This is a genomic window from Acinetobacter sp. 24-47-62 (genome assembly GCF_056779765.1).
The window spans coordinates 268,894-291,006 of the sequence record NZ_JBWYIN010000001.1 but is presented as its reverse complement, the minus strand read 5'-3'; the positions used below and the strand labels follow the sequence as shown (position 1 = coordinate 291,006).

22 protein-coding genes and 1 riboswitch are annotated in these 22,113 nt (G+C 39.7%); of the genes, 19 read left to right on the top strand and 3 right to left on the bottom strand.

Going from position 1 to position 22,113, the window contains the following annotated elements; all coding sequences use genetic code 11:
- Nucleotide 1 precedes the first annotated feature (1 nt).
- Nucleotides 2-505, top strand: coding sequence for a GNAT family N-acetyltransferase (locus AC1M87_RS01475; protein ID WP_481592746.1), 504 nt, complete (start codon nucleotides 2-4; stop codon nucleotides 503-505).
- Nucleotides 506-559: 54 nt separating this feature from the next.
- On the opposite strand, the gene AC1M87_RS01470 is transcribed toward AC1M87_RS01475, so the two are convergent.
- Nucleotides 560-1,228, bottom strand: a complete 669-nt coding sequence (locus AC1M87_RS01470; protein ID WP_481592745.1) for an epoxyqueuosine reductase QueH — start codon at nucleotides 1,226-1,228, stop codon at nucleotides 560-562.
- Nucleotides 1,229-1,564: 336 nt separating this feature from the next.
- Between AC1M87_RS01470 and AC1M87_RS01465 the strand changes: the two genes are divergently transcribed.
- From AC1M87_RS01465 to uca, 9 genes are all read left to right on the top strand, one after another.
- A complete protein-coding gene (locus AC1M87_RS01465; RefSeq protein WP_481589884.1) occupies nucleotides 1,565-2,548 on the top strand; it encodes a putative oxygenase MesX in 984 nt (327 codons plus the stop codon).
- Nucleotides 2,549-2,598: 50 nt separating this feature from the next.
- Nucleotides 2,599-3,642 carry a methionine synthase gene (locus tag AC1M87_RS01460; RefSeq protein WP_481589885.1) on the top strand — a complete coding sequence of 348 codons (1,044 nt, stop codon included), beginning with the start codon at nucleotides 2,599-2,601 and terminating at the stop codon, nucleotides 3,640-3,642.
- A 96-nt stretch (nucleotides 3,643-3,738) separates the two neighbouring features.
- A complete protein-coding gene (locus AC1M87_RS01455) occupies nucleotides 3,739-4,233 on the top strand; it encodes a flavin reductase (RefSeq protein ID WP_481592758.1) in 495 nt (164 codons plus the stop codon).
- Between the two features lie 43 nt (nucleotides 4,234-4,276).
- A complete protein-coding gene (locus tag AC1M87_RS01450; protein WP_092766427.1) occupies nucleotides 4,277-5,077 on the top strand; it encodes a sulfite exporter TauE/SafE family protein in 801 nt (266 codons plus the stop codon).
- Between the two features lie 103 nt (nucleotides 5,078-5,180).
- Nucleotides 5,181-6,098, top strand: coding sequence for a LysR family transcriptional regulator (locus tag AC1M87_RS01445; RefSeq protein ID WP_092766426.1), 918 nt, complete (start codon nucleotides 5,181-5,183; stop codon nucleotides 6,096-6,098).
- Between the two features lie 300 nt (nucleotides 6,099-6,398).
- The gene (locus AC1M87_RS01440; protein ID WP_481592744.1) at nucleotides 6,399-7,061 is read left to right on the top strand and encodes a hypothetical protein; all 663 of its coding nucleotides are present in this window, start codon (nucleotides 6,399-6,401) and stop codon (nucleotides 7,059-7,061) included.
- Between the two features lie 232 nt (nucleotides 7,062-7,293).
- A riboswitch (guanidine-I (ykkC/yxkD leader) is annotated at nucleotides 7,294-7,405 on the top strand.
- A gap of 28 nt (nucleotides 7,406-7,433) precedes the next feature.
- The gene (locus AC1M87_RS01435; protein WP_481592743.1) at nucleotides 7,434-8,171 is read left to right on the top strand and encodes an urea amidolyase associated protein UAAP1; all 738 of its coding nucleotides are present in this window, start codon (nucleotides 7,434-7,436) and stop codon (nucleotides 8,169-8,171) included.
- 15 nt (nucleotides 8,172-8,186) lie between these two features.
- On the top strand, nucleotides 8,187-8,852 hold the full coding sequence (locus tag AC1M87_RS01430; RefSeq protein WP_481592742.1) for an urea amidolyase associated protein UAAP2: 666 nt from the start codon (nucleotides 8,187-8,189) through the stop codon (nucleotides 8,850-8,852).
- A 2-nt stretch (nucleotides 8,853-8,854) separates the two neighbouring features.
- Entirely contained in the window at nucleotides 8,855-12,475 is a 3,621-nt protein-coding gene (gene uca / locus AC1M87_RS01425; protein ID WP_481592741.1) for an urea carboxylase, read from the top strand.
- 23 nt (nucleotides 12,476-12,498) lie between these two features.
- Here uca and AC1M87_RS01420 read toward each other — a convergent pair whose 3' ends face one another.
- A complete protein-coding gene (locus AC1M87_RS01420; RefSeq protein ID WP_481592740.1) occupies nucleotides 12,499-14,361 on the bottom strand; it encodes an AAA family ATPase in 1,863 nt (620 codons plus the stop codon).
- Nucleotides 14,362-14,596: 235 nt separating this feature from the next.
- On the opposite strand from AC1M87_RS01420, the gene AC1M87_RS01415 reads away from it, so the two are divergent.
- On the top strand, nucleotides 14,597-14,716 hold the full coding sequence (locus tag AC1M87_RS01415; RefSeq protein ID WP_481592739.1) for a type II toxin-antitoxin system RelE family toxin: 120 nt from the start codon (nucleotides 14,597-14,599) through the stop codon (nucleotides 14,714-14,716).
- On the opposite strand, the gene AC1M87_RS01410 is transcribed toward AC1M87_RS01415, so the two are convergent.
- Nucleotides 14,717-15,094, bottom strand: coding sequence for a winged helix-turn-helix transcriptional regulator (locus AC1M87_RS01410; RefSeq protein WP_481592738.1), 378 nt, complete (start codon nucleotides 15,092-15,094; stop codon nucleotides 14,717-14,719).
- Between the two features lie 128 nt (nucleotides 15,095-15,222).
- On the opposite strand from AC1M87_RS01410, the gene AC1M87_RS01405 reads away from it, so the two are divergent.
- The 8 genes from AC1M87_RS01405 (at nucleotide 15,223) to AC1M87_RS01370 (ending at nucleotide 22,113) form a co-directional block, all read left to right on the top strand.
- The gene (locus AC1M87_RS01405; RefSeq protein ID WP_481592737.1) at nucleotides 15,223-16,080 is read left to right on the top strand and encodes an SDR family oxidoreductase; all 858 of its coding nucleotides are present in this window, start codon (nucleotides 15,223-15,225) and stop codon (nucleotides 16,078-16,080) included.
- Between the two features lie 41 nt (nucleotides 16,081-16,121).
- Entirely contained in the window at nucleotides 16,122-16,754 is a 633-nt protein-coding gene (locus AC1M87_RS01400; protein ID WP_481592736.1) for an NAD(P)H-dependent oxidoreductase, read from the top strand.
- Between the two features lie 254 nt (nucleotides 16,755-17,008).
- Nucleotides 17,009-17,134: a hypothetical protein gene (locus AC1M87_RS01395; RefSeq protein ID WP_257219874.1), complete on the top strand. Its 126-nt coding sequence runs from the start codon at nucleotides 17,009-17,011 to the stop codon at nucleotides 17,132-17,134.
- A complete protein-coding gene (locus AC1M87_RS01390) occupies nucleotides 17,127-17,570 on the top strand; it encodes a CopG family ribbon-helix-helix protein (RefSeq protein ID WP_481592735.1) in 444 nt (147 codons plus the stop codon). Before AC1M87_RS01395 ends, AC1M87_RS01390 begins: the two co-directional genes overlap by 8 nt.
- Before the next feature lie 11 nt (nucleotides 17,571-17,581).
- Complete coding sequence (atzF, locus tag AC1M87_RS01385) at nucleotides 17,582-19,390, top strand: allophanate hydrolase (RefSeq protein ID WP_481592734.1); 1,809 nt, start codon at nucleotides 17,582-17,584, stop codon at nucleotides 19,388-19,390.
- Nucleotides 19,387-20,403: an ABC transporter substrate-binding protein gene (locus AC1M87_RS01380; RefSeq protein ID WP_481592733.1), complete on the top strand. Its 1,017-nt coding sequence runs from the start codon at nucleotides 19,387-19,389 to the stop codon at nucleotides 20,401-20,403. The genes atzF and AC1M87_RS01380 overlap by 4 nt, the downstream gene beginning before the upstream one ends.
- A 271-nt stretch (nucleotides 20,404-20,674) precedes the next feature.
- On the top strand, nucleotides 20,675-20,923 hold the full coding sequence (locus AC1M87_RS01375) for a TIGR03643 family protein (RefSeq protein ID WP_035263835.1): 249 nt from the start codon (nucleotides 20,675-20,677) through the stop codon (nucleotides 20,921-20,923).
- 20 nt (nucleotides 20,924-20,943) lie between these two features.
- Entirely contained in the window at nucleotides 20,944-22,113 is a 1,170-nt protein-coding gene (locus AC1M87_RS01370; RefSeq protein ID WP_481592732.1) for an efflux RND transporter periplasmic adaptor subunit, read from the top strand.

Genomic DNA, 22,113 nt, shown 5'->3' with positions numbered 1-22,113 from the left:
AATGAATTTATCCTATGAAACACTGCAATCCGCTGATCAATCTGTCATTCAATTTGCTTTAGATTCACGGCAGCTTTTATTTCCAGAACTGTATGGTGCTTGTATTCCAAAAGATATTGCCCAGTTTGAGCAGTACTATGTGGACAGTCCTTTAGGCTGTTTTATCGTGGTCAAAAATCAAGCCAAAATTATTGCAACGCTTGCTTACCGTGCCTATGACGGACGTTTTGATTTGGATATTGCTGAAGGTGCTGTTGAGGTGGTCAAACTTTTTGTACTGCCTGAATATCGTCGACAAGGCATTGCCACGCAACTGTGTCAGTTATTATTTACACATGCCGAGCAACACGGCATAGAAACCTTGTATTTGCATACACATCCCTTTTTACCTGCAGCGGAGCAATTTTGGTGTTTACAAGGTTTCGAAATAATTAAGCGTGAATGGTTAAAAACATACGATACCATTCATATGTTAAGAACTATAAAATCTGATCAACGATTTTGAAATTTAGCCATAAGCTTAATTATTTATATAGATTATAGCTAAATACTGAAGTAATCAGTCTAGATCATCCAGAGCATTTGAATAGAATTTCACACCTATTTTGATGCGATCACGCCCTTGGCTCATACGCCAACGATTAGTATCACGTAAGGAATAGACGCAACCACAATATTCCTGTTGGTAAAACTCCTCTTTTTTGCTGATTTCGAGCATACGCACAGCACCACCATTCTTACGCCAGTTGTAATCCCAATAAGTTATCCCTTCATAATGTGAAGCTGAACGATGACCACAGTCGTTGATTTGCTTCATATCTTTCCAACGGGAAATACCAAGCGAACTACTTATTAGACTGAAGCCATTTTCAGCTGCATATAAAGCTGTACGTTCAAAACGCATGTCAAAACACATAGTACAACGAATGCCTTTTTCAGGTTCATTTTCCATACCTTTGGCGCGTGCAAACCAATTGTCTGTATCGTAATCACAGTCGATAAAAGGAATGTTATGTTTTTCGGCAAAGCGAATATTTTCTTCTTTACGAATTTCATATTCTTTGACAGGATGAATATTGGGGTTATAAAAAAAGATCGAAAAGTTGATGACTGATTCAATCAGGGTTTCCATCACTTCACCCGAGCATGGTGCACAGCAGGAATGAAGTAGAAGTTTGTCGTGACCTGCTGGGAGAGACAGTTTTTGACGTTCAAGTTTGTTTGACATGGTTATATAGGTTTAAATTTAAACCCTATATTTTAAAGATTGAGTTGATAATTAAACCTCTAATAAGCTGATATTTTCTAAGGTTAGGTTGAGATAAATTCACTTGAGCACCATTTGAGTGAACGGAATCGCATCCGTATACCAGTGATCTACTCATTAACTGCATGGATAAGTTAGCTCATCTATTCTAAATCGCTTTGAAATAGCGAATATGCTTTAACATGAGGGATTCTCATCTTAAGCTGAATTTATATCGTTTTACTCACTTTATTATTCACGTTTAAATACAGCCATTCAGAAATTTAGTTTCTTATAAAATTTTAGGTGGCAATCTCCATGAGTACAGCATTTGAGTGTTCAATTAAACGTATCCGTTTTGATGAAAACTATACGCCAGCAGAAAGTACACGTTTGACTACAAACTTTGCTAATTTGGCTCGTGGTGAAAGTCGTCAGGAAAATCTGCGCCGTACACTTGCGATGATCAACAACCGTTTTAATAGCTTGGCGACTGTCGATAATCCTAAAGGTGATCGCTATTCACTTGAGATCGACATCATTTCTGCAGAAATTGATATCGAAGGCAATGGACAAACTTTCCCATTTATTGAAACACTGAAAAGTGTGGTGATTGACCACCAAACAGGTGAACGTATTGAAGGTATGATTGGCAATAGCTTCTCATCTTATGTGCGTGATTATGACTTCAGTGTGGTATTGCCTCAGTTGGGTTGTGGCGTGGGTGAAAAACCTGAAGATTTTGGTAATCTACATGGCAAATTGTATAAACATCTGGTGAATTCAGCAGTATTTAAAGCAGAATTCAACAAAGAACCGGTAATTTGCTTAAGTGTTTCAACCTCTAAAACCTATTACCGTACCACCAACGTACATCCTATTTTGGGTGTGGAATACAAAAATGATGAATATTCACGTACCGATGAATATTTTGCCAAAATGGGCTTACGTGTACGTTATTTCAAACCTGAAGGTGGTAACGCACCACTCGCATTCTATTTCGCTGGAGATTTACTTCGTGATTACACTGATTTTGAATTGATCAGTGCGATTGCAACTATGGAAAGCTTTCAAAAAATCTACCGTCCTGAAATTTACAATACTAACTCACCAGCAGGCGTGGAATATAAACCAAGCTTAAGCTATGGCGACTACTCACTAACTCGTATTGTTTATGACCGTGTAGAACGTGCTGAGTTAGCAGTCAAACAAGGTAAATGGACAGAAGAAAATTTCATTAAGCCTTATCAAGACATTTTAAATGAATGGGCTGAAAATTTCGAAGTCGAAACAGCTGCTTAAAACATCCAATTGATATACAGATTCACGAATTTAGAGAAAGAAGATTAGACATGGCACTTACACCACCGAAATTATTACTCCCAACTTCAACTGCGGGTAGTTTACCGAAACCATCTTGGTTAGCTGAGCCTGAAAAACTATGGTCTGCATGGAAACTCGAAGGGGAAGAGCTTCTTGAGGCAAAACGTGATGCATTGAAATTATCATTACATGAGCAAGTCACTGCTGGTATTGATATCGTGAGTGATGGTGAACAAACCCGTCAGCACTTCGTCACTACATTTATTGAGCATCTTGAAGGTGTGGATTTCGAAAAGCGTGAAACCATGCGTATTCGTAATCGTTATGATGCAAGTGTACCTTCTGTTGTGGGCGAAGTTTCTCGTAAACAAGCGGTATTTGTTGAAGATGCGAAATTCTTGCGTAGCCAAACCAATCAGCCAATTAAATGGGCGTTGCCTGGTCCAATGACCATGATTGATACTTTATTTGATGGTCACTACAAGAGCCGTGAAAAATTGGCTTGGGAATTTGCCAAAATTTTAAACCAAGAAGCTTTAGAGCTTGAAGCAGCAGGCGTGGATATTATCCAATTCGATGAACCGGCGTTTAACGTATTCTTCGATGAAGTAAATGATTGGGGGGTACCAACCCTAGAGCGTGCACTTGAAGGTTTAAAATGTGAAACTGCGGTTCATATTTGCTACGGTTACGGTATTAAAGCCAATACCGATTGGAAACAAACTTTGGGTAATGAATGGCGCCAATACGAAGAGTCATTTCCGAAGCTACAACAATCTAAGCTCGATATTATTTCGCTTGAATGCCAAAACTCACGTGTGCCAATGGATTTGATTGAATTGATTCGTGGTAAGAAAGTCATGGTCGGTGCAATTGATGTGGCAACTAATCAAGTTGAAACCCCAGAAGAAGTCGCGAATACCCTGCGTAAAGCTTTGCAATTTGTGGACGCGGATAAGCTTTATCCATCAACGAACTGTGGTATGACGCCGCTCTCTCGTCAAGTGGCTCGTGGCAAGCTTGAGGCTTTAAGTGCTGGAGCTGCCATTGTCCGTAAAGAGCTAGAAGCTTAATCAAACGTAGTCTTGTATTAATCAGGGCAAATCGTCGCAAGATCATTTGTTCTGTCTAATGTACGACACGTCATATGTATATTTGAGATGAAAGAGATGATTGAAGCAACAGACTTTAGAAATGCAATGTCTTTACTTACAACTGCGGTAAATGTGATTACAACCACAGGCGAAGCAGGGATGCATGGCTTTACTGCATCTGCGGTATGTAGTGTCACAGATACTCCGCCAACACTATTAGTCTGTATGAATCAGTCCTCTCGTTCACATGCACATTTTGTTGAAAATAAAGTCTTAGCTGTAAACGTACTGAGTACTCAGCATGAACAGCTTTCGAATGCTTTTGCTTCAAGCAAGCTCAGCTCAGAAGATCGCTTCAGACTAGGTGATTGGATTGATTTAAAAACTGGGTCGCCGATTTTAGAAGATGCTTTAGTCAGTTTTGATTGCGAGATTGAGAATATTCAACAAGTCGGTACACATAGTATTTTTTTATGCCGTGTGACTGCAGTAAAGCAAAGTAATCAAGAAGAAAGTTTGGTGTACTTTAACCGTGCTTATCATCAAGTGGGTCAGTTGGAACACGCTTAACTCAACCCCTTAATCCCTTCATCTTTTTAAAAGTTAGTCTATTGTGGAACTTATAACCTTTTTAATCATCGGTGCATTTGCTGGTTTTGCGGCTGGGCTGTTTGGTGTAGGCGGTGGTACGATTATTGTGCCACTACTTTTTATTGTCTTTACCCAAATGGGTTATGATCCTGATGTCATTATGCATCTGGCACTAGGTACATCTTTAGCAACAATCGTTGTCACTTCGATTAGCTCATTAATGGCACACCATAAAAATGGTGCTGTGCTATGGCCTGTATTTAAAAATCTAGCTCCACCCATGGCCATCGGCTGTTTTGCAGGTGCTGGAATTGCTGGTTTGTTACCGGGATTACATCTTCAAATCATGGTCGGCTTATTTTTGATTTGGGTGGCGTATACTATGTTTACAGGCGCGAACAAAGCAGTTAATTCAACAATGGCTCTTCCTTCATCAAGTCAGCAAGTTGCAGCAGGTAGTGTCATTGGGATTGCATCGGCACTCTTTGGGATAGGTGGTGGTAGTCTGACCGTTCCATATCTGAATCGTTATGGGGTGGTGATGCAAAAGTCTGTCGGTACATCTGCTGCTTGTGGATTACCAATAGCTCTAGCTGGTGCTATAGGGTTTATGGTTTTTGGTATGACTGCTGAGATCAATGTGCCGAATACCATCGGGTATGTTCATATTTATGCTTTCATTGGCATTAGTGTGATGAGTTTTATAACAGCAAAATTTGGTGCCAAAACTGCACATGCCTTATCGCCAGCTATGTTAAAGAAATGTTTCGCTGTCTTGTTAGTTATCATAGGAAGTATCTTCCTTGTAAAAGGATTGATTTAATTTCACCCAAATGTCTTATCAGCCTAGATAGCTCATTTAATGTGGGCTAAAGCGAAGATTTTAATATATCCCTAGAGGGATCATGATTTGAGTTTTTTCCCATATGATCGAACTAAAACATTTGAAAATGCTATTGGCTTTGAGAGAGCATGGCTCTTTAGTCGCTGCAGCGAGTGATCTCTGCATTACACCTTCAGCCGTATCTCATCAGTTACGTGAGCTTGATCAGTGGATGGGGGTTGAAGTCGTCAACCGCAAGACGAGACCAATTACTTTTTCTAATGTTGGTTTAAGACTGTTGCAGTTAGCGGATGAAATTTTACCGCAAGTTCAGATTGCTCAAAGTGATATCACGCGTATTATCCATGGGCAAACTGGTAGAATTACATTTTCTTCAGAATGCCATAGTTGTTTTGATTGGCTCATGCCGATATTAAATCAGTATCGAAACCAATATCCTGATGTTGATTTAGATTTCGCATCAGGGTTTGAAGCAAATCCTCATGAATTGCTACAAAATGGCGAATTTGATTTGTTGATTACTGCAGACCCAATTGCATTAAAGGGAGTTGAATATTTCCCAGTATTTGAATATGAATCACGACTTGTTTTATCTACAACACATCCTTTGGTACGTGCAAAAAACATTACTGTTCAAGATTTAGCTGATGAAACGCTGATTACATTTCCAGTAGACAAACATCGTTTAGATATCATGTCGAAGTTGTTCATTCCTGCAAATATTCTTCCAAAAAATATTCGAACCACAGATCTGACCCAGATGCTGATTCAGTTAGTCGCAAGTGGGCGTGGAATCGCAGCTTTACCAGATTGGGTGGTAAACGAATATGAAACCAAAGGGTGGGTCACTTCACGTCGCCTAGATTGCGTTGCACCAGAGGGGTTAAGGCGTACTTTATATGCAGGTTTTCGAACTGAAGATAAGGAAAAAGATTATTTCGATTCATTTATAAAAAAATTAGCTAAATTTTCAGAATCAAGAAAACTTTATTACATGTAAGAAAGTTTAATCATTCTGAATAAAGTGAAGATTGAACCTCGAATGAATCTTCATATAAATAATGAGCGAAGTTAAGATGAAAATTAGATAGTCGCTATTATTTGTATGAAGACGATTTTTTTGCTTTTGATTATACTTTTTTAACTAAGATTGATGTCTGACATCGAGACATTGGACTCATCATCTGTTTGTAGAAAGTAAACGATTTGATCTCAGTCCATTGTCCACCATTTTGGTCATTTATCTAAGTGTTTTTTTTAATTATAAAACTCAATTCATTATAAATTTAAGATTATATCCATGATACAACTCATACCTTCATTTTCAGTCTCAGACTATCTCAGCTTATTTTCGATTATTTGTACGACGCTTATAGGTATCGTCGCTGTCTTTTACGGTCGAAAAACGTATTTTGTGAGTCTGAGAAGTTTTAATGAAAATAAAAATTTATATGAGGCTGCATCTTTTTACATTCGAGAATTTATCTCTGTAAGTCCGAATAAAACAATAGATCCTTTTTTGAAGAAAATTGCCAGTGATCAACTCAATGGCGGTGTTGAGATTCCTTCATTCTTAACCGATATACTTATACGCAAATATGCAGATTACTATTTTTACTTAGTGAAGTCCCTTCGCACTACATGGAAATTTTTTAAAGTTGAAAATGGAGAAATTCAATGTATTTATTCAGAACGGGAATTAGTCTTTAAAGGGTTAGCGTATGGTGCCTTATATACCGTCACCGGTTCTTTAGCTTTTTTTATATTTTCAAATTTTACTTGGTTTTTAGCTCGTTATACCTCAGATAGCGCATTAAACACAGGGATGACTTTAATCATTTTACTTGTATTTCTTTTGTTCGTAGCACTTGGAAGCTTAGTTATGATTTTTAGGTTAATCACTGTGCGTGATATCAACCAGAGTCTAAACCTACTTAAGCAATCAGAAAATAACCGCTCATAACAAACAAAATAGAATCATGTGTTAGCTTTTTTCTTTGCACAAGAAAATTGCACGCAGGTTAATTTCGGTGCTTCCCGAGTATTCTTTACTCCGACTGATTCAACAGATTTACTTGAATTAAGTTCTGTTCAATACAATCAGCTCTAAGAGAAATGTTATATATCAAGCGACAGTAATACTAAAACACAAAAGAGTATTACTTTGGCACAGCCTTTGCATCTATCTATTCAATCATAAAGTGATCTAGGGTTCCGATACATGAAGTTTCATGTAGGTCTGCGACCGAGAGTTCACGGCTTAAGTTGCAAGCTCAAGCTACACGGAGGGATAAAAGCCCGGGAGGTAAACCGTAAAAGATTGGGATGGATGCATATGAGCACAATAAATTATCACGAAGATCAAGTCCTTTGGACAGAACGTTTACCGGGTGGACACCACTGGTCAGCACGCATTCAGCGTGGCGCAGTATTACAACTCAAAGCCTTAGGTAAAAATGCCAATGTGGCACTGTACTGCGTCAATAGCGAAGACAAGCTCGAACGGTATAACATGCCAGACAGCTTAAAAGGGCAACATACGGCATTTTTAAGCACTGGGCATATCCTTGCATCGGACCTTGGTCGCGCGATGATTTCCATTGTCAAAGATGACCACGGTTGGAATGATGCATTTTGTGCACCATGCAATGCACAGCAAATTGAACAACAATTTGGTTCAAAAACGTTTCAAGATGCACGCAACGACATGTACCGTAACGGTAAAGATTCTTTACTGCTTGAAATGACCAAGTTTGGTTTATCTGCAACAGACCTGAGCAGTACGTTAAATCTGTTTTCTAAAGTTCAACCGGATGACCATGGTAATCTCAGCTATGTAGCATCTGACAATACGAATCAAGTGATTGAACTCCGCATTGAAATGGATTGCTTGGTGTTTTTATCATCCGCACCGCATGCTTTAGATTACAGCGCTGAATATTCTCCTGCCGATGTTCAATTGTCTTTATACAAAGCACTTCCTTTAAGCGGCAACGATATATGTCGTGATTCATGCCCGCAAAATCAGAGAGCATTTCAAAACAATAATCGTTACTACGCACTCAGCGCTTAATTGGGGAGAATAATCATGACAGCTTTAGCTAATTTACAAAACAGCTTAGAAAAAACGGTCCTTAGCGAAGTATGTCCTGCCGGTGAAGCATGGATGTGCGAAGTCAAAAAAGGACAATATTTCCGTATTGTGGATTTAGAAGGCAACCAAGCGGTGGATACGCTCTTTATCTCGACATCAAACCCTGAAGAGCGTTATAGCGCAACTGATACCTTAGCGATTAATCAACAAATCTATTTAGAAAAAGGCACACCCTTATACACCAACTTTGGCAACAAAATTGCCACCATTCATGATGATAACTGCGGTCGTCATGATACTTTAGGCGGGGCATGTTCATGTGAAAGTAACACGGTGCGTTATGCACATGACAAATATCCAATGCACAGCTGCCGTAATAATTTCATGATTGCATTGTCTCAGCATCCGATTGCGAAAAAACACGGCTTAAACGTGCGTCACATCGGTCCAAATATTAACTTCTTTATGAATGTGCCCGTGACCTCTGAGGGGCATCTAAAGTTTGATGATGGTATTTCTGCACCGGGTAAATATGTGGAAATTAAAGCGGAAATGGATTTAATCGTGCTGATCTCCAACTGCCCACAACTGAATAATCCTTGTAATGCCTATAACCCAACCAAAATTCAATTGATCATCCGTGAAGGCGAGGACGCATAACCATGACTAAAAAATATGGATTGAATAAAGTTTTGATCGCCAACCGTGGTGCAATTGCGTGTCGTGTCATTCGTACCCTTAAAAAACTCGGTATCCAATCAGTTGCAGTCTATTCAGAGGCCGATCGTGATTCACTGCATGTGACTTTAGCGGATGAAGCGGTGTATATCGGTGAAGCACCAGCCAGCCAAAGCTACTTAAACGTTGAAAAAATCTTAGAGGTTGCTAAACAAACCGGCGCACAAGCCATTCATCCGGGATATGGCTTCTTGTCTGAAAATGCTGAATTCTGCGACCTATGTGAATCACAAGGCGTTGCTTTTATTGGACCAAATTCTGCGCAGATGCGTGCCTTTGGTCTTAAACACACGGCACGTGAACTTGCGATTCAAGCCAATGTACCGCTACTTCCGGGTAGTCAGTTATTGGCGGATGAAGCTGAAGCCTTAACGGAAGCGAATCGTATTGGTTATCCTGTGATGCTGAAAAGTACCGCAGGTGGCGGTGGGATCGGCATGCGCTTGGTATGGAATGAAGCTGAACTGAAAGATGCTTATGCAACCGTGTCTTATTTAGCCCAAGCCAACTTTAAAGATGCCGGTTTGTACTTAGAGAAATTTGTGCAAAATGCCCGTCATATCGAAGTGCAAATTTTTGGTGATGGCCAAGGGCAGGTGATCGCACTCGGTGAGCGTGATTGTTCGGTACAGCGTCGTAACCAAAAAGTGATTGAGGAAACCCTGGCACCGCATCTCAATGATGAACAACGTGCCTACATCCAAAATGTTGCCATTCAACTGATGCAATCGGTGAACTACCGTTCTGCAGGTACGGTTGAATTTGTGATGGATACCGACACACAAGAATTCTATTTCTTGGAAGTGAACACCCGTCTACAAGTGGAACATGGCGTGACAGAGCAAGTCTTTGGTGTGGACTTGGTGGAATGGATGGTGACATTAGCCAGCGGTGACTGGAATGCACCAACTAAAAAATTGGAATCTAATGGTCATTCGATTCAAGTGCGTTTATATGCGGAAGATCCAATTAAAAACTTCCAACCCAGTGCAGGTTTACTGACACATGTTGAGTTTGATCCTAATGCCCGAAATGAAACATGGGTGGAAACAGGCTCGAATGTATCGTCATTCTATGACCCGATGATTGCCAAAATTATTGTGACTGCGGACGATCGTGCTTCTGCGATTCAAGCCATGACGCATACTTTGGCGAAAACCTCAGTTGCAGGGATTGAAACCAATCTTGAATATCTACAAAACATCATCGACTGCGATGTGTTTAAAGCCGGTACACAAACCACACGTTTCCTCAATACTTTTGAGTGGAAAACCCAAAAGATTGAAGTGCTACAAGCCGGCATTCAACCCGCCGTGCAAGATGTCACAGGGCGTTTGGGCTATTGGGATGTCGGTGTGCCACCCTCAGGTGCGATAGATTCATTATCACTGAATGTTGCAAACCAGTTGCTTGGTAATGCCTATAACACTGCAGGGCTTGAATGTACGTTACAAGGGCCAACTTTAAAATTCCATTGTGACAGCCAAATCGTGCTTGCTGGTGGTGATATGCCATCGACACTAGATGGCGCTCAAGTTCCAATGTGGCAGACCGTCAATGTACGTAAAGGTCAGGTGCTAAAATGTGGCAAAATTGCGACAGGTTGCCGTACCTATATCGGCATCAAAGGTGGTCTGAATGTGCCTGAATATCTCGGCTCACAAGCGACCTTTACCTTAGGTCAGTTTGGCGGTCATGTAGGGCGAAACTTACTGATTGGCGATATGCTCCCAATTACAGCATTCACAAGCGATGAAATTAAAGCTCTTGCACCTGAACAGGTGCCATCATTTAGCCATGAATGGGAAATTGCGGTGATGTATGGCCCACATGGTGCGCCTGATTTCTTTACCAAAAATGACATTGATACTTTCTTTGCCAATACTTTTGAGATTCACTTTAACTCAAGCCGTACCGGCATCCGTTTAATTGGTCCAAAACCTGAATGGGCGCGTGAGGATGGTGGTGAAGCAGGTCTGCATCCATCCAATATTCATGACAATGCTTATGCCATTGGTGCCATCGACTTTACCGGTGACATGCCAATTATCTTGGGTCCAGATGGTCCAAGTCTCGGTGGTTTCGTTTGTCCTGCAGTGGTGATTAATTCTGAACTATGGAAACTCGGTCAGCTTAAAGCCGGTGACAAAGTGAAATTTGTCCCTGTAAGCTATCACCAAGCCAAACTTTTAAATGAAAAATATCATGCGCAATTAGAAGCTTCAGATACAGAAGCGGTGGCATTTGATGAGTCGTTCTATCTTGAACTCGCAACTCTAAAAAATGCGGTTCTCGATACCTTAAAAGGTGAAAATGGTGCGCCTGATGTGGTGTATCGTCCTGCCGGCAACAACTACATGTTGGTGGAATATGGCGAGTTGGTGCTGGATCTAAACTTACGTTTCCGTATTCATGCTTTGATGCAATGGGTACAAAAGCAAAATATTCAGGGCATCATTGATCTGACACCGGGTATTCGTTCGCTACAAATTCACTTTGACTCATTAAAACTCGATCAACTTGATTTACTGCGTTTATTGCAAGTCGCTGAAGCTGAACTGCCTGATGTGACGCAAATGCAAGTACCATCACGCACTGTGTATTTACCACTGGCTTGGGAAGATTCACAAACTCAATTGGCAACCGAACGCTATATGCAAACCGTGCGTCCAGATGCACCATGGTGTCCGGACAATATTGAATTTATCCGTCGTATTAATGGCTTAAAAGACAAACAAGCCGTAAAAGACGTGGTGTATGACGCAAGTTATTTAGTCATGGGCTTAGGCGATGTATACCTTGGTGCTCCTGTCGCAACACCACTTGATCCGCGTCAGCGTTTGGTGACGACCAAATATAACCCTGCACGTACATGGACCCCTGAAAATGCCGTGGGCATTGGTGGTGCTTATATGTGCGTGTATGGCATGGAAGGTCCGGGGGGCTATCAGTTTGTTGGTCGTACCACGCAAATGTGGTCACGCTACCGTAAAAATGCTGACTTTGAGCAAGGCAAACCGTGGTTATTACGTTTCTTTGACCAAATTAAGTTTTATGAAGTCTCTGAAGAAGAACTGATGCAGATGCGTGAGGATTTTAAAGCGGGTCGCTTAAAACTTCGCATTGAAGAAGGTGTATTGAACTTAAAAGAGTACAACGACTTCTTAACTGAAAACCAAGAGTCCATTTCGGCATTTAAGTCTGTGCAACAGGCTAACTTTGATGCTGAACGTCGTCGTTGGCATGAGGCAGGACTTGCAGAATATGTTTCTGAAAGTTTAGATGCTGTGGATGATGGTGAAGGCGTTGAAGTGCCTGAAGGGGGCTGTGCGGTGGAATCACACATGCCGGGTTCAATTTGGAAAATTGAATGTCAGTCAGGCGATATTGTAGAAGAGGGTGCAACGCTTGCGGTGATTGAAGCAATGAAGATCGAGATTCCAATTGTTGCACCTGAACGTATGAAGGTTGAAGCGATTACCATTGAAAAAGGGCAAACGGTAAAAACGGGGCAAGTGTTGTTTACGTTAGCGCCTGTGGCTTGATGAGATAGAAATAAAAAGACCGCTTAAGCGGTCTTTTTTTCTGGTTCAATTAAACCAAACTTTTCCTCGATTTGGTTAATGAATTTAAGGAATTCATTATTTCCTTGTTGATCTGTGCAACTTTCTATAATTTCCTCGCATGTACTATTTCCCCATAATTTTTCAATTAAATTACTTTTTTTAATAGCGATATAATTGGATAAAAGAGGAGTTAAAAGTATTTTTTGATCAGAAAAATTATCAGGGGTGTAGCTAAGTCTGTTATTAGATACTCTAGATATGACATTAGGATGTAGATAGTTCTCACACTCTCTTTTTGTAGTTAAATGAAAAATAATATTTGGATATTTAATCTGCGATGCTAGATTCTGTTGGTACTTAGGACAGTTGTTACCATCATTATCAGAATCAAAAAATACAGCCCATGGTTTCTGCAAAGATTCGATTAGCTTGTAGTTTACCCAATGTTTTAAGTTATCACTTCCTCCACTAATTAGAAGTTGTATATTTAATTCAGCGATGTAATCTTTTTGAATCAATCCACTTTCTGCATATTTTGCAAATATGTGTTTTAAAAACACTACATCAGATACACCCTCAACAAAGATATATCCTCGACATTGAGGATTAGAAATATTTCCAAAAGGATGAATACCTAAATCTTCACTGATTGATTTTAAAATATCATTACGATCAGCATGAGCAATGATGTGTTGATTTTCCTCATCTTTAGTTATGTATCTTAAACTGGTTATAGGCATCAACCCTGCTAAGGCTGGGGTATGAGTAGTTACTAATATTTGAGTTTTGGGCAATATGGATAAATCTAGAAGAGCTTTTATTAGCATCTCCTGATAATCTGGATGTTGTGAGGTTTCAGGTTCTTCAATAGCATAAATAATTGAGCGACCATCTGCCTCTCGAAATTTTTTCTCTGCTTCGGCTCTAAAAAAGTTTAGGAGAATTAATCTTCTTACTCCGCTTCCTCTTTTATTGACAGGAATACCTTGTTCAGAGGCTAAAGCCATTGAAAAAATAGACTCCCATTTAGGTTCTTTTGAAAAATCAGGGATTAAATCTTTTGCTAATGCTGAGTCCATTTCAGATAATTTTTCTAAAGTTCTCCCTGCTACATCTTCTAACTTGGTTTTAATGTGTTGTTGAATAGCTTCTAATTGAGGCTGAATTTCAGAGAGCGCATGCTTTATAGCGAGTTTCATAGGATCTTGGACTTCGCTATCTTGATCGCTACTATTTCTATCAGATTTAAAGAGTGCGTAAATTGGTAGATAATTTTTCAAAGATTCCCAAATATTTTTAGCATCTTCTTTATTCAGTGGAATTTCTTTTGTTTCAAAGTTCAAAGTTTCGGATTGAAACAAAAATTGGCGCAAACATGTGTTCGATCTTTGATCAGGAACTTGTGATAGATCAAGCCCTTTACTCTTGATTAAAGCTTTTAGTTCTGTATTTTTTAAAATGATTAAGTTATCTATGGCTTCATTAATTGGATATTTCGCAACAATACTTAAATCAGAAGTAACTTTTTGAGATATACGAAAACTTTTTTTAACTTCAAGATAGCCATCTGAATTTAAGAGATATTCATCTTGCAGGGTAGTTTCAGATGTTGCATCTAATGTTAATGAATTTGGAAAGTCATCAAAAATACAAGCAATAGAAACTCTATCATTTTCATGAGAATTTACACATTTATCAGATTTATCAAAATTTGAATTTTCAAAGAAGATATCTAAAGCTTCTAAAATTGTGGATTTACCAGCATCATTTTTACCAATAATACCTGTTAAGTTGGAATCAATATTTATCAGATTTTCACCCTGATAACCCCTGAAATTTTCTAATTTAATTGCTATTAATTTCATAATAATAAAATACTTTTGTTAGGAATTTTTAGATTAAAAAATAATCAAATTTAAGATAACATTTTGTTTTATATATTAAAAGATAAATTTTATTTTACTAGTTAATGATCTAATAAAAGGTCTCTAAAAAGTTCGATAAACGCAATCCAAAAATTGCGGAACAGTTTATTCGCAATATGATGCCATTTTAAACAATCCCAAAATCCCGAAAAACAATCTCAGTGAATCGGTCGATTTGTATATAGTCAAACTGAGATCGGCAGGCTATCGTTTGGTTTATCAAGTTATTGATGCAAAAATCGTGGTGATGGTTTTAGATATAGACAGCCATGATACGATATATAAAAAAATATAATTATTTCAAACTCTCTTTATGCTCTTGTCCCCAAACCGCCATTTGCACCATCAACTTTTCTAGGCCACGACCTGATGGCGTAAGATCATACATTGAGGTCGTTTTACCCGTGGTTTCATCAAGAGACTCAATTTTTTCAACAACATTATTTAATTCAAGTTCTTTGAGCTCTTTAGAAATCATTCTGGGTGTAATGCCTTGCAGCAGACGTTCAATCTCATTAAAACGGCGTGGCTGTTTAATCATGGTTGCAACAATCGCAAGTTTCCATTTGCCATTAATGACGTTCATGGCATTTTTAAGCGCCACAATAAACATCAAATTACATTGGTCATCTTCGCTTAATGTTTCAGCATTCTCTTTCATAAAATCAGCCATCTATCCTCCCATCTCGTCATAAAATTTAATCAAATGAAATCCTAAATTCACTATACAACAGTATAGTGATCTCGTTTTTTAACTCGCCTATAAATTACATCATTGCAAAAATAATCCAAGGTTATTGAATGATTTTAGTTACTGGTGCTACTGGCCATTTAGGGCGAAGTGTAGTGCAACAATTAAAGCAACAGCTACAAAACAATGAATTTGCTGTATTGGCGAGAAACTTAGAAAAAGCCAAACCTTATGTCAATGAACATATTGAAGTCCGTGAAGGAGATTTCAATCAACCTGAAAGTTTAGTCAAAGCCTTTCAGGGTATCGACAAGCTACTTCTCATTTCAACGATGGAAATGAATCGCTTTGAACAACATAAGAATGTCATTGATGCTGCGCGTGAAGCAGGTGTTCAACATGTGTATTACACAGGTTTGTCCATTCAAAATATTGAAAATTCAGCGGTGAAGGATTTGATGATCAGTCATTTTCAAACTGAAGATTACCTCAAAGCAAGCGGACTGAAATATACACTCCTACGCAACACCATGTATGCAGAAGCGATTCCACAAATTATCGGTGAGGGAGTAATCGATACAGGCATCCAGCTCTCTGGAGGTGCGGGAAAAGTGCCTTATGTGCAAAGAGCAGAGTTAGGAGAAGCAATAGCAAATGCCTTAATTCAAAATGATCATGAGAACAAGGTCTATGAGTTAGTCGGCAGCCAAGCTTATAGTTATCAAGATATTGCTGATGAGCTAAGTCAACTCAAAACAATACCAGTGGAATATCACGATCTCACTGAAGAAGCCTATCAACAGTTCTTAAAAAGAATCGGTTTGCCCGAATTTCTGATCTATCTAACACATGGCACAGTCGTAGATATTAAACATCAACAGTATGAAGTTCAAAGCCAAGATTTAGAACAACTTTTAGGTCGTCCAAGCCAATCACTCAAATCAATGTTGGCGAGTTTATACGCTTAAAGAATTAAAAATATTCACATTTAAACATTATAGGTAAATACATGAAATTATTAGAAGCTTTACAGTGGCGTTATGCAACCAAACAAATGACTGGTAAAAAACTACCGCAAGAATTAGTCGATCAAATTCTTGAAGCTGCGCGTTTAGCACCGACCTCAGCGGGCTTACAACCGTTCCATATTATCTCGATCAGCAACCAAGAACTTAAGGAGAAAATTTCACCAGTTGCATTGAATCAACCACAAATTACCCAGTCATCGCATCTTTTGGTATTTACGGCTTGGGATACGATTCCAGACGAGCGTATCGATGAACGCTATAACGCAATGAATCGTGAGCGTCATTTACCTTTAGATACGACCATGGATGTGGTGCAAAACTTAAAGAACCTGTTCTCGACGTTTACTGAAGAGCAGCAATACCACCATACTGCAAAACAAGCACATATTGGTTTTGGTATGGCAATTGCGGCAGCAGCTGAGTTAGGTGTAGATGCAACGCCAATGGAAGGTTTTGATAAAGACGGTCTGGATGAATTATTAGGATTAAAAGAAAAAGGCTTAAAGTCTGTGGTGCTATTGGCACTAGGTCGCCGTAACCCAGAAAAAGATTGGTTAATTGGATTGAAGAAATTCCGTATTCCGCGTGAGGAGTTCGTCACTGATATTCAGTAAAGTATTTCATTAGAACAAGAAGACAAAATAATAACTATTCGAGTTGACCGTCTATCTCCAGAAAGGCGGTCTTTTTGCATTTCTGAACATTGAACAAATCAAGTGCACAATTTCGATTCATGCACATTTTTGAATCTTTCCGACGACTTTTTTCCTAGCTCTCTTTTATATATCTCAAGAAAAGTTTTGGCACGTTTTCTGCATTTACCTAGTATTACCAATTCTTTTTTTTGTAATACCTAGAGGTGCTGCAGATGACGACAAATCAATCCAAACAATCGAAGCATCCCATCCTTCAATTCTTCATTGAACTGATGAGCGTCCGTGCGGGTTTACACCTACAACAATCTCAAAAACCTAAGGAGCTCAAACGTGCCTAAACAGAAGCTGGCGCGGATCAGCATCACTTTACCTGAAAATACATTGCATGCTATGGATCAAAAAATTGTAGATCAACATTATGAAAGCCGATCTCAAGCCATTGTTGACATGATTAACCACCATTTGATCAATGACCTCGTCAGCCGAAATGAGGTCATGGTCGGTACTTTAACCTTACTGTATGACGTCAGTTTAAAGCCATTAAGAACACAGCTTATAGATTTACAGCAACAGTTTTTGACTCAGGTGATTAGTTCACTACATATCCAATTAGATGATGACAAAGTCATGCAGGTGATGTTGATGCAAGGGGTCAGCAGTGACCTAAAAGCCATCAGTGAGCAATTTAAAGCATTAAAAGGGGTAATTAAGGGGCATTTAGAGCTGATGGATGCAGTCATGCCACCTATTCCTCAAAATTCGGAACACGTATAAGGAGCACCGCCGTGCAGACATTATGGACTATACAAGATTGGCAACAGGCTTATACAAATCAAACTATTCAGTTGAATGACTTAAAGCGTTATGTTGCTAAACTCTGCAATGATGATCACGCTTGGATTTTAATAGCCAGTGCAGAGCAAATACAGGCGCAGATTGATGCATTGGTCCATCAGGATATCGCTGATCTTCCGTTATATGGCGTGCCATTTGCTGTCAAAGACAATATTGATGTTGCTGGATTTTATACCACTGCGGCGTGCCCAGATGCGGCTTATTTAGCAACGCAAGATGCAACCGTAGTGGCTAAGCTTAAATCTGCTGGTGCAATCGTGGTGGGCAAGACCAATCTAGATCAATTTGCCACGGGATTGGTTGGCGTACGTTCACCCTATGGGGCAGTAAAAAACAGTTTCAATCCGGATTATATCAGCGGTGGATCAAGCTCTGGCTCAGCGGTTGCAGTAGCAAATGGGTATGTACCATTCGCCCTCGGTACTGATACAGCGGGTTCTGGCAGAGTTCCCGCGGGTTTCAATAATATTGTCGGACTCAAACCAACCAAAGGCTGGTTTTCAGCCACAGGTTTAATCCCTGCATGTCGAAGTATTGATGTGATCTCAATTTTTGCAACTCAAGTAGAGGATGCTTGGACGGTAGCGCAATTGATGCAAGGTTATGATGCGACCGATGCTTATTCAAGACAGCATCCGAGAACAGTTCCGACACAATTTTCGAAGGGCAAGATTGCAATTCCAGATCATTTAGAATTTTATGGTGATACTCAAAGTGAGCAAGCATTTCAAACAGCCATTGCTCGAATGAAATCGCTCGGATTTCAAGTTGAAGAGATTGATTTCACGGTATTTAATCAATTGGCTGCCGCATTATATAACCGCTCATGGGTTGCGGAGCGTACGCATGCAGTCGAACAAAAAGTTCGACGTGAGCAATGTCATCCGGTAATTAAGCAAATTATTGATCAAGCTGATCAATTCAATGCTGTAGACGTGATGCAAGATGAGTATCAGCGTGCAGAATGGGCTAGACAGATTAATCTTCAATTAGAAAATTATGATGCGTTGATGGTGCCTACCGCACCTACGATTTATCGCATTGCAGATGTTGAAGCAGATCCGATCCAAAAGAATTCGCATATGGGGGCTTATACGAATTTTGTTAATTTTGCTGATTTATCAGCATTGGCACTCCCAAATGTCATCCGTGATGATGGTTTGCCAAGTGGTATCACTTTAGTTGCTGGCGCTTGGATGGATCAAGCTTTGGCACACTTCGGTCAGCAATGGCAAGTGACTTCAGGATTAAATTTAGCAACGTCAAAGCAAGGCTATCAAATTCATAAATCAATAGGATCTGAGCACACCGTTAAATTGGCAGTGGTGGGAGCACATCTTACAGGCATGCCGCTGAATTTTCAGTTAACGAGCAGACAAGCCACCTTGGTTAAAAAAACGCGTACTGCGCCGTATTACAAACTATTTGCTTTAAAAAATACTCAGCCACGTAAGCCGGGGCTACAACGAGATACATCAGGTCATTCTATTGAAGTGGAAGTGTGGGATGTACCAAGAGCATTGTTCGGTGACATTGTTGCTGAAGTCCCAGCACCACTTGGTATTGGCAATGTCCAACTCATTGATGGAACATGGGTGAAAGGCTTTATATGTGAAAACCATGCATTAGCAGATGCACTTGATATCAGTCACTTTGGTGGATGGCGTGATTATATTCAAGCCTCAAATTTTACCAATACTAAATTTAAGTGCACGAGCATTGGTGAGGTGGTGCAATGAAAACGATGGTATGGGGAGTCATTGGAATTGCACTGTTATTCGTGGGTTGTGATAAAACGGCAAAAATTCCAGAACCAAGTCAACATGCTCAAGCCGAAAAATCAATGCAACCGATTCGGATTGGTTACAGTGATTGGCCGGGATGGGTGGCATGGCAAGTTGCTATTGAGAAAGGGTGGTTTAAAGAAGCTGGATTAAACGTAGAGTTTAAATGGTTTGATTATTCAGCCTCTATGAATGCTTTTGCAGCAAACCAATTGGATGCGGTTTCTGTTTCTCATGGGGATAATTTGGTCATCGCCTCAGGTGGAACGCGTGGCATTATGATTTTAGCAACTGATTATTCATCAGGGAATGATGTCATTCTTGCAAAACAGGGCATTCATAGTGTGGCAGATCTTAAGGGTAAAACGATTGCAGTCGAAAAAGGGCTGGTCGATCATAATTTATTGAATACCGCACTTTCAGATCAAAATATATCAGCCAATGAAATCAAACTGATTAATGCAGCAACCAACGAATTACCCCAAGTGTTTAGCAGCCCTGATGTGGATGCCATCGCTGTATGGCAACCTGTAGCAAATCAAGCTTTAAAAAGCGTAGCTGGGTCCAAAATCATCTATAGTTCTCAAGATAAACCAGGATTGATCTATGATACGTTGACGGTAAATATGACGCATTTATCTAGGCATCAAGCAGAGTGGAAAAAAGTGCTTCAAGTATGGGATCGAACCGTCAAATTTATTCAAGACCCTGAGACGAGAAACGATGCTTTGATGATTATGTCTAAGCGTGTTGGTGTAGAACCTGAGCAATATGAACAATTTATTCAAGGCACACATTTGTTGGATCTTGAGGCAAATCAAAAGGTATTTAAACGCTCTTCAACTTTAGATTCTATTTATGGATCAACTTATCATGTCAATAAGTTTAATCTTGAAAATGGAGTTTATACGGTAAAACTAGATATTGATGGGCTGATTTATCCAAAATTGGTTGAATCATTTAAATAAAAAAAAGCCCAGTGCAGAGGGGCTTGCACTGGGCACAAAGTTGGACTGAATGATTGGTCGGTAGAGCAACAGAGTTGCCTACCTTGTATGGATTAAGAATAGATAAAAATGGAAAAACTAGGAAACGGATTAAAATCATAAAATCAATCGTTTTATACAATGAATGCGTTAGCGTGTATGAAGTGTCTATAAATCAACAAAAAATCACATATTTTTCACGAATGAACGCTTAACATCAACGTTTGATGCGAATGAAAAAGGATCATGTGCGTTGTATACAACAGCTGATATTTCCAGAATTATTGAAATGGCGTGGGAAGATCGGACACCCTTCGAAGCCATTCTGCTGGAATACGGATTAAACGAAAGTGCAGTCATTCGATTGATGCGACAACAATTAAAAAAAAGTAGTTTTGAAATGTGGCGTAAACGTGTTGCGGGGCGGAATACCAAGCATCTTCACAAGCGCTCACCAGATATTTTAAGAGCTTACTGTACTCGACAATATAAACCGAAGTAGGCCTATTGGGAGATAAAGCTTTGCGTATTTTAAAACAACGAAAATGGTGGATTCTCATTCTGCTCATTTCGATGGGTGGGATATATTTCATTTTCCGTTGGTGGCAAGGTCCTGTAGTCGAAACTTACCTAATCGAAGAAAAACCACTGATTCAAACAGTGGTCGCTTCAGGTCGTGCTGAAAATGTAGCACGTAGTGAAATTGGGAGTGAAATTTCGGGTGTGGTGATTGAGCGACGCGTGCAAGAAGGTCAACGAATAGCAGCAGGAGATGTACTGTTAATTATTCAATCTGATGATTTAAAAGCACAAGTCCGTGAAGCAGAAGTTGCGCTAGAGGAATTGCGGAAAATTCGCTATCCACAAGCGCAGGTTGAATTGAAAACGGCAGAATTCCAATTACAACAAGCCAGTCGCGAAGCAAGACGTCGTCAGCAAACGGAACCGGGAGTGCTTTCTGTAGAGGAAAAAGAACAAGCCTTAGAAGCTGAACGCTTAGCGAGAAATCAATTATCTGCGGCAAAACTGAAGGCGCAAAGCCTTGCTCCAGATCAAGTGGAAGAAAAAACCTTAAGTGAAAGATTAAATGCACTACGTGCCCAATTGGCAAAAAGTGAAATTCGGGCACAAGTATCGGGTACGATCTTGACGCGTGAAGTCGAAAAAGGGGATGCGATTCAACCTGGAAAGGTGCTCTTTACAGTCGCAGTTGATAGTCCAACGCAAATTAAAGTGGCGGTGGATGAGCAAAATTTACCTTATCTGAAATTAGGTCAAAAAGCGGAAGTGATTGCAGATGCTTATCCAGAGCAAGCATTTCCAGCTGAAGTTAACTTTATTGCACCTAATATTGATCCTCAACGTGGTACGGTTGAAGTCAAATTGGCGGTGAACTCTGTACCCAATTTTTTGAAGCAAGATATGACGGTCTCAGTGAATGTCGAAACAGCACGTCGAAATAAAACCAAAGTAATAGCCAATGACGCGCTTATTGACCCTTCAACCACGCAAGCTGAAGTTATGGTGGTAAGAGAGGGCAAGGTCCAACGTCAATCTGTAAAATTAGGGTTGCGTGGGACTGCCATGTCTGAAATCTTATCAGGGTTGGATCACAATGATCAGGTCGTTATAAAACCTGATCAAGTAAAAGCGGATCAGCGTGTCAGAACTAAGCAGGTACAAGCACTTTGA

Excerpts from the sequence above, each read along its gene's own strand:
- AC1M87_RS01475 (WP_481592746.1), top strand. The coding sequence starts at position 2 with ATGAATTTATCCTATGAAACACTGCAATCCGCTGATCAATCTGTCATT.
- AC1M87_RS01470 (WP_481592745.1), bottom strand. The coding sequence starts at position 1,228 with ATGTCAAACAAACTTGAACGTCAAAAACTGTCTCTCCCAGCAGGTCAC.
- AC1M87_RS01465 (WP_481589884.1), top strand. The coding sequence starts at position 1,565 with ATGAGTACAGCATTTGAGTGTTCAATTAAACGTATCCGTTTTGATGAA.
- AC1M87_RS01460 (WP_481589885.1), top strand. The coding sequence starts at position 2,599 with ATGGCACTTACACCACCGAAATTATTACTCCCAACTTCAACTGCGGGT.
- AC1M87_RS01455 (WP_481592758.1), top strand. The coding sequence starts at position 3,739 with ATGATTGAAGCAACAGACTTTAGAAATGCAATGTCTTTACTTACAACT.
- AC1M87_RS01445 (WP_092766426.1), top strand. The coding sequence starts at position 5,181 with ATGATCGAACTAAAACATTTGAAAATGCTATTGGCTTTGAGAGAGCAT.
- AC1M87_RS01440 (WP_481592744.1), top strand. The coding sequence starts at position 6,399 with ATGATACAACTCATACCTTCATTTTCAGTCTCAGACTATCTCAGCTTA.
- AC1M87_RS01435 (WP_481592743.1), top strand. The coding sequence starts at position 7,434 with ATGAGCACAATAAATTATCACGAAGATCAAGTCCTTTGGACAGAACGT.
- AC1M87_RS01430 (WP_481592742.1), top strand. The coding sequence starts at position 8,187 with ATGACAGCTTTAGCTAATTTACAAAACAGCTTAGAAAAAACGGTCCTT.
- uca (WP_481592741.1), top strand. The coding sequence starts at position 8,855 with ATGACTAAAAAATATGGATTGAATAAAGTTTTGATCGCCAACCGTGGT.
- AC1M87_RS01420 (WP_481592740.1), bottom strand. The coding sequence starts at position 14,361 with ATGAAATTAATAGCAATTAAATTAGAAAATTTCAGGGGTTATCAGGGT.
- AC1M87_RS01410 (WP_481592738.1), bottom strand. The coding sequence starts at position 15,094 with ATGGCTGATTTTATGAAAGAGAATGCTGAAACATTAAGCGAAGATGAC.
- AC1M87_RS01405 (WP_481592737.1), top strand. The coding sequence starts at position 15,223 with ATGATTTTAGTTACTGGTGCTACTGGCCATTTAGGGCGAAGTGTAGTG.
- AC1M87_RS01400 (WP_481592736.1), top strand. The coding sequence starts at position 16,122 with ATGAAATTATTAGAAGCTTTACAGTGGCGTTATGCAACCAAACAAATG.
- AC1M87_RS01395 (WP_257219874.1), top strand. The coding sequence starts at position 17,009 with ATGACGACAAATCAATCCAAACAATCGAAGCATCCCATCCTTCAATTC.
- AC1M87_RS01380 (WP_481592733.1), top strand. The coding sequence starts at position 19,387 with ATGAAAACGATGGTATGGGGAGTCATTGGAATTGCACTGTTATTCGTG.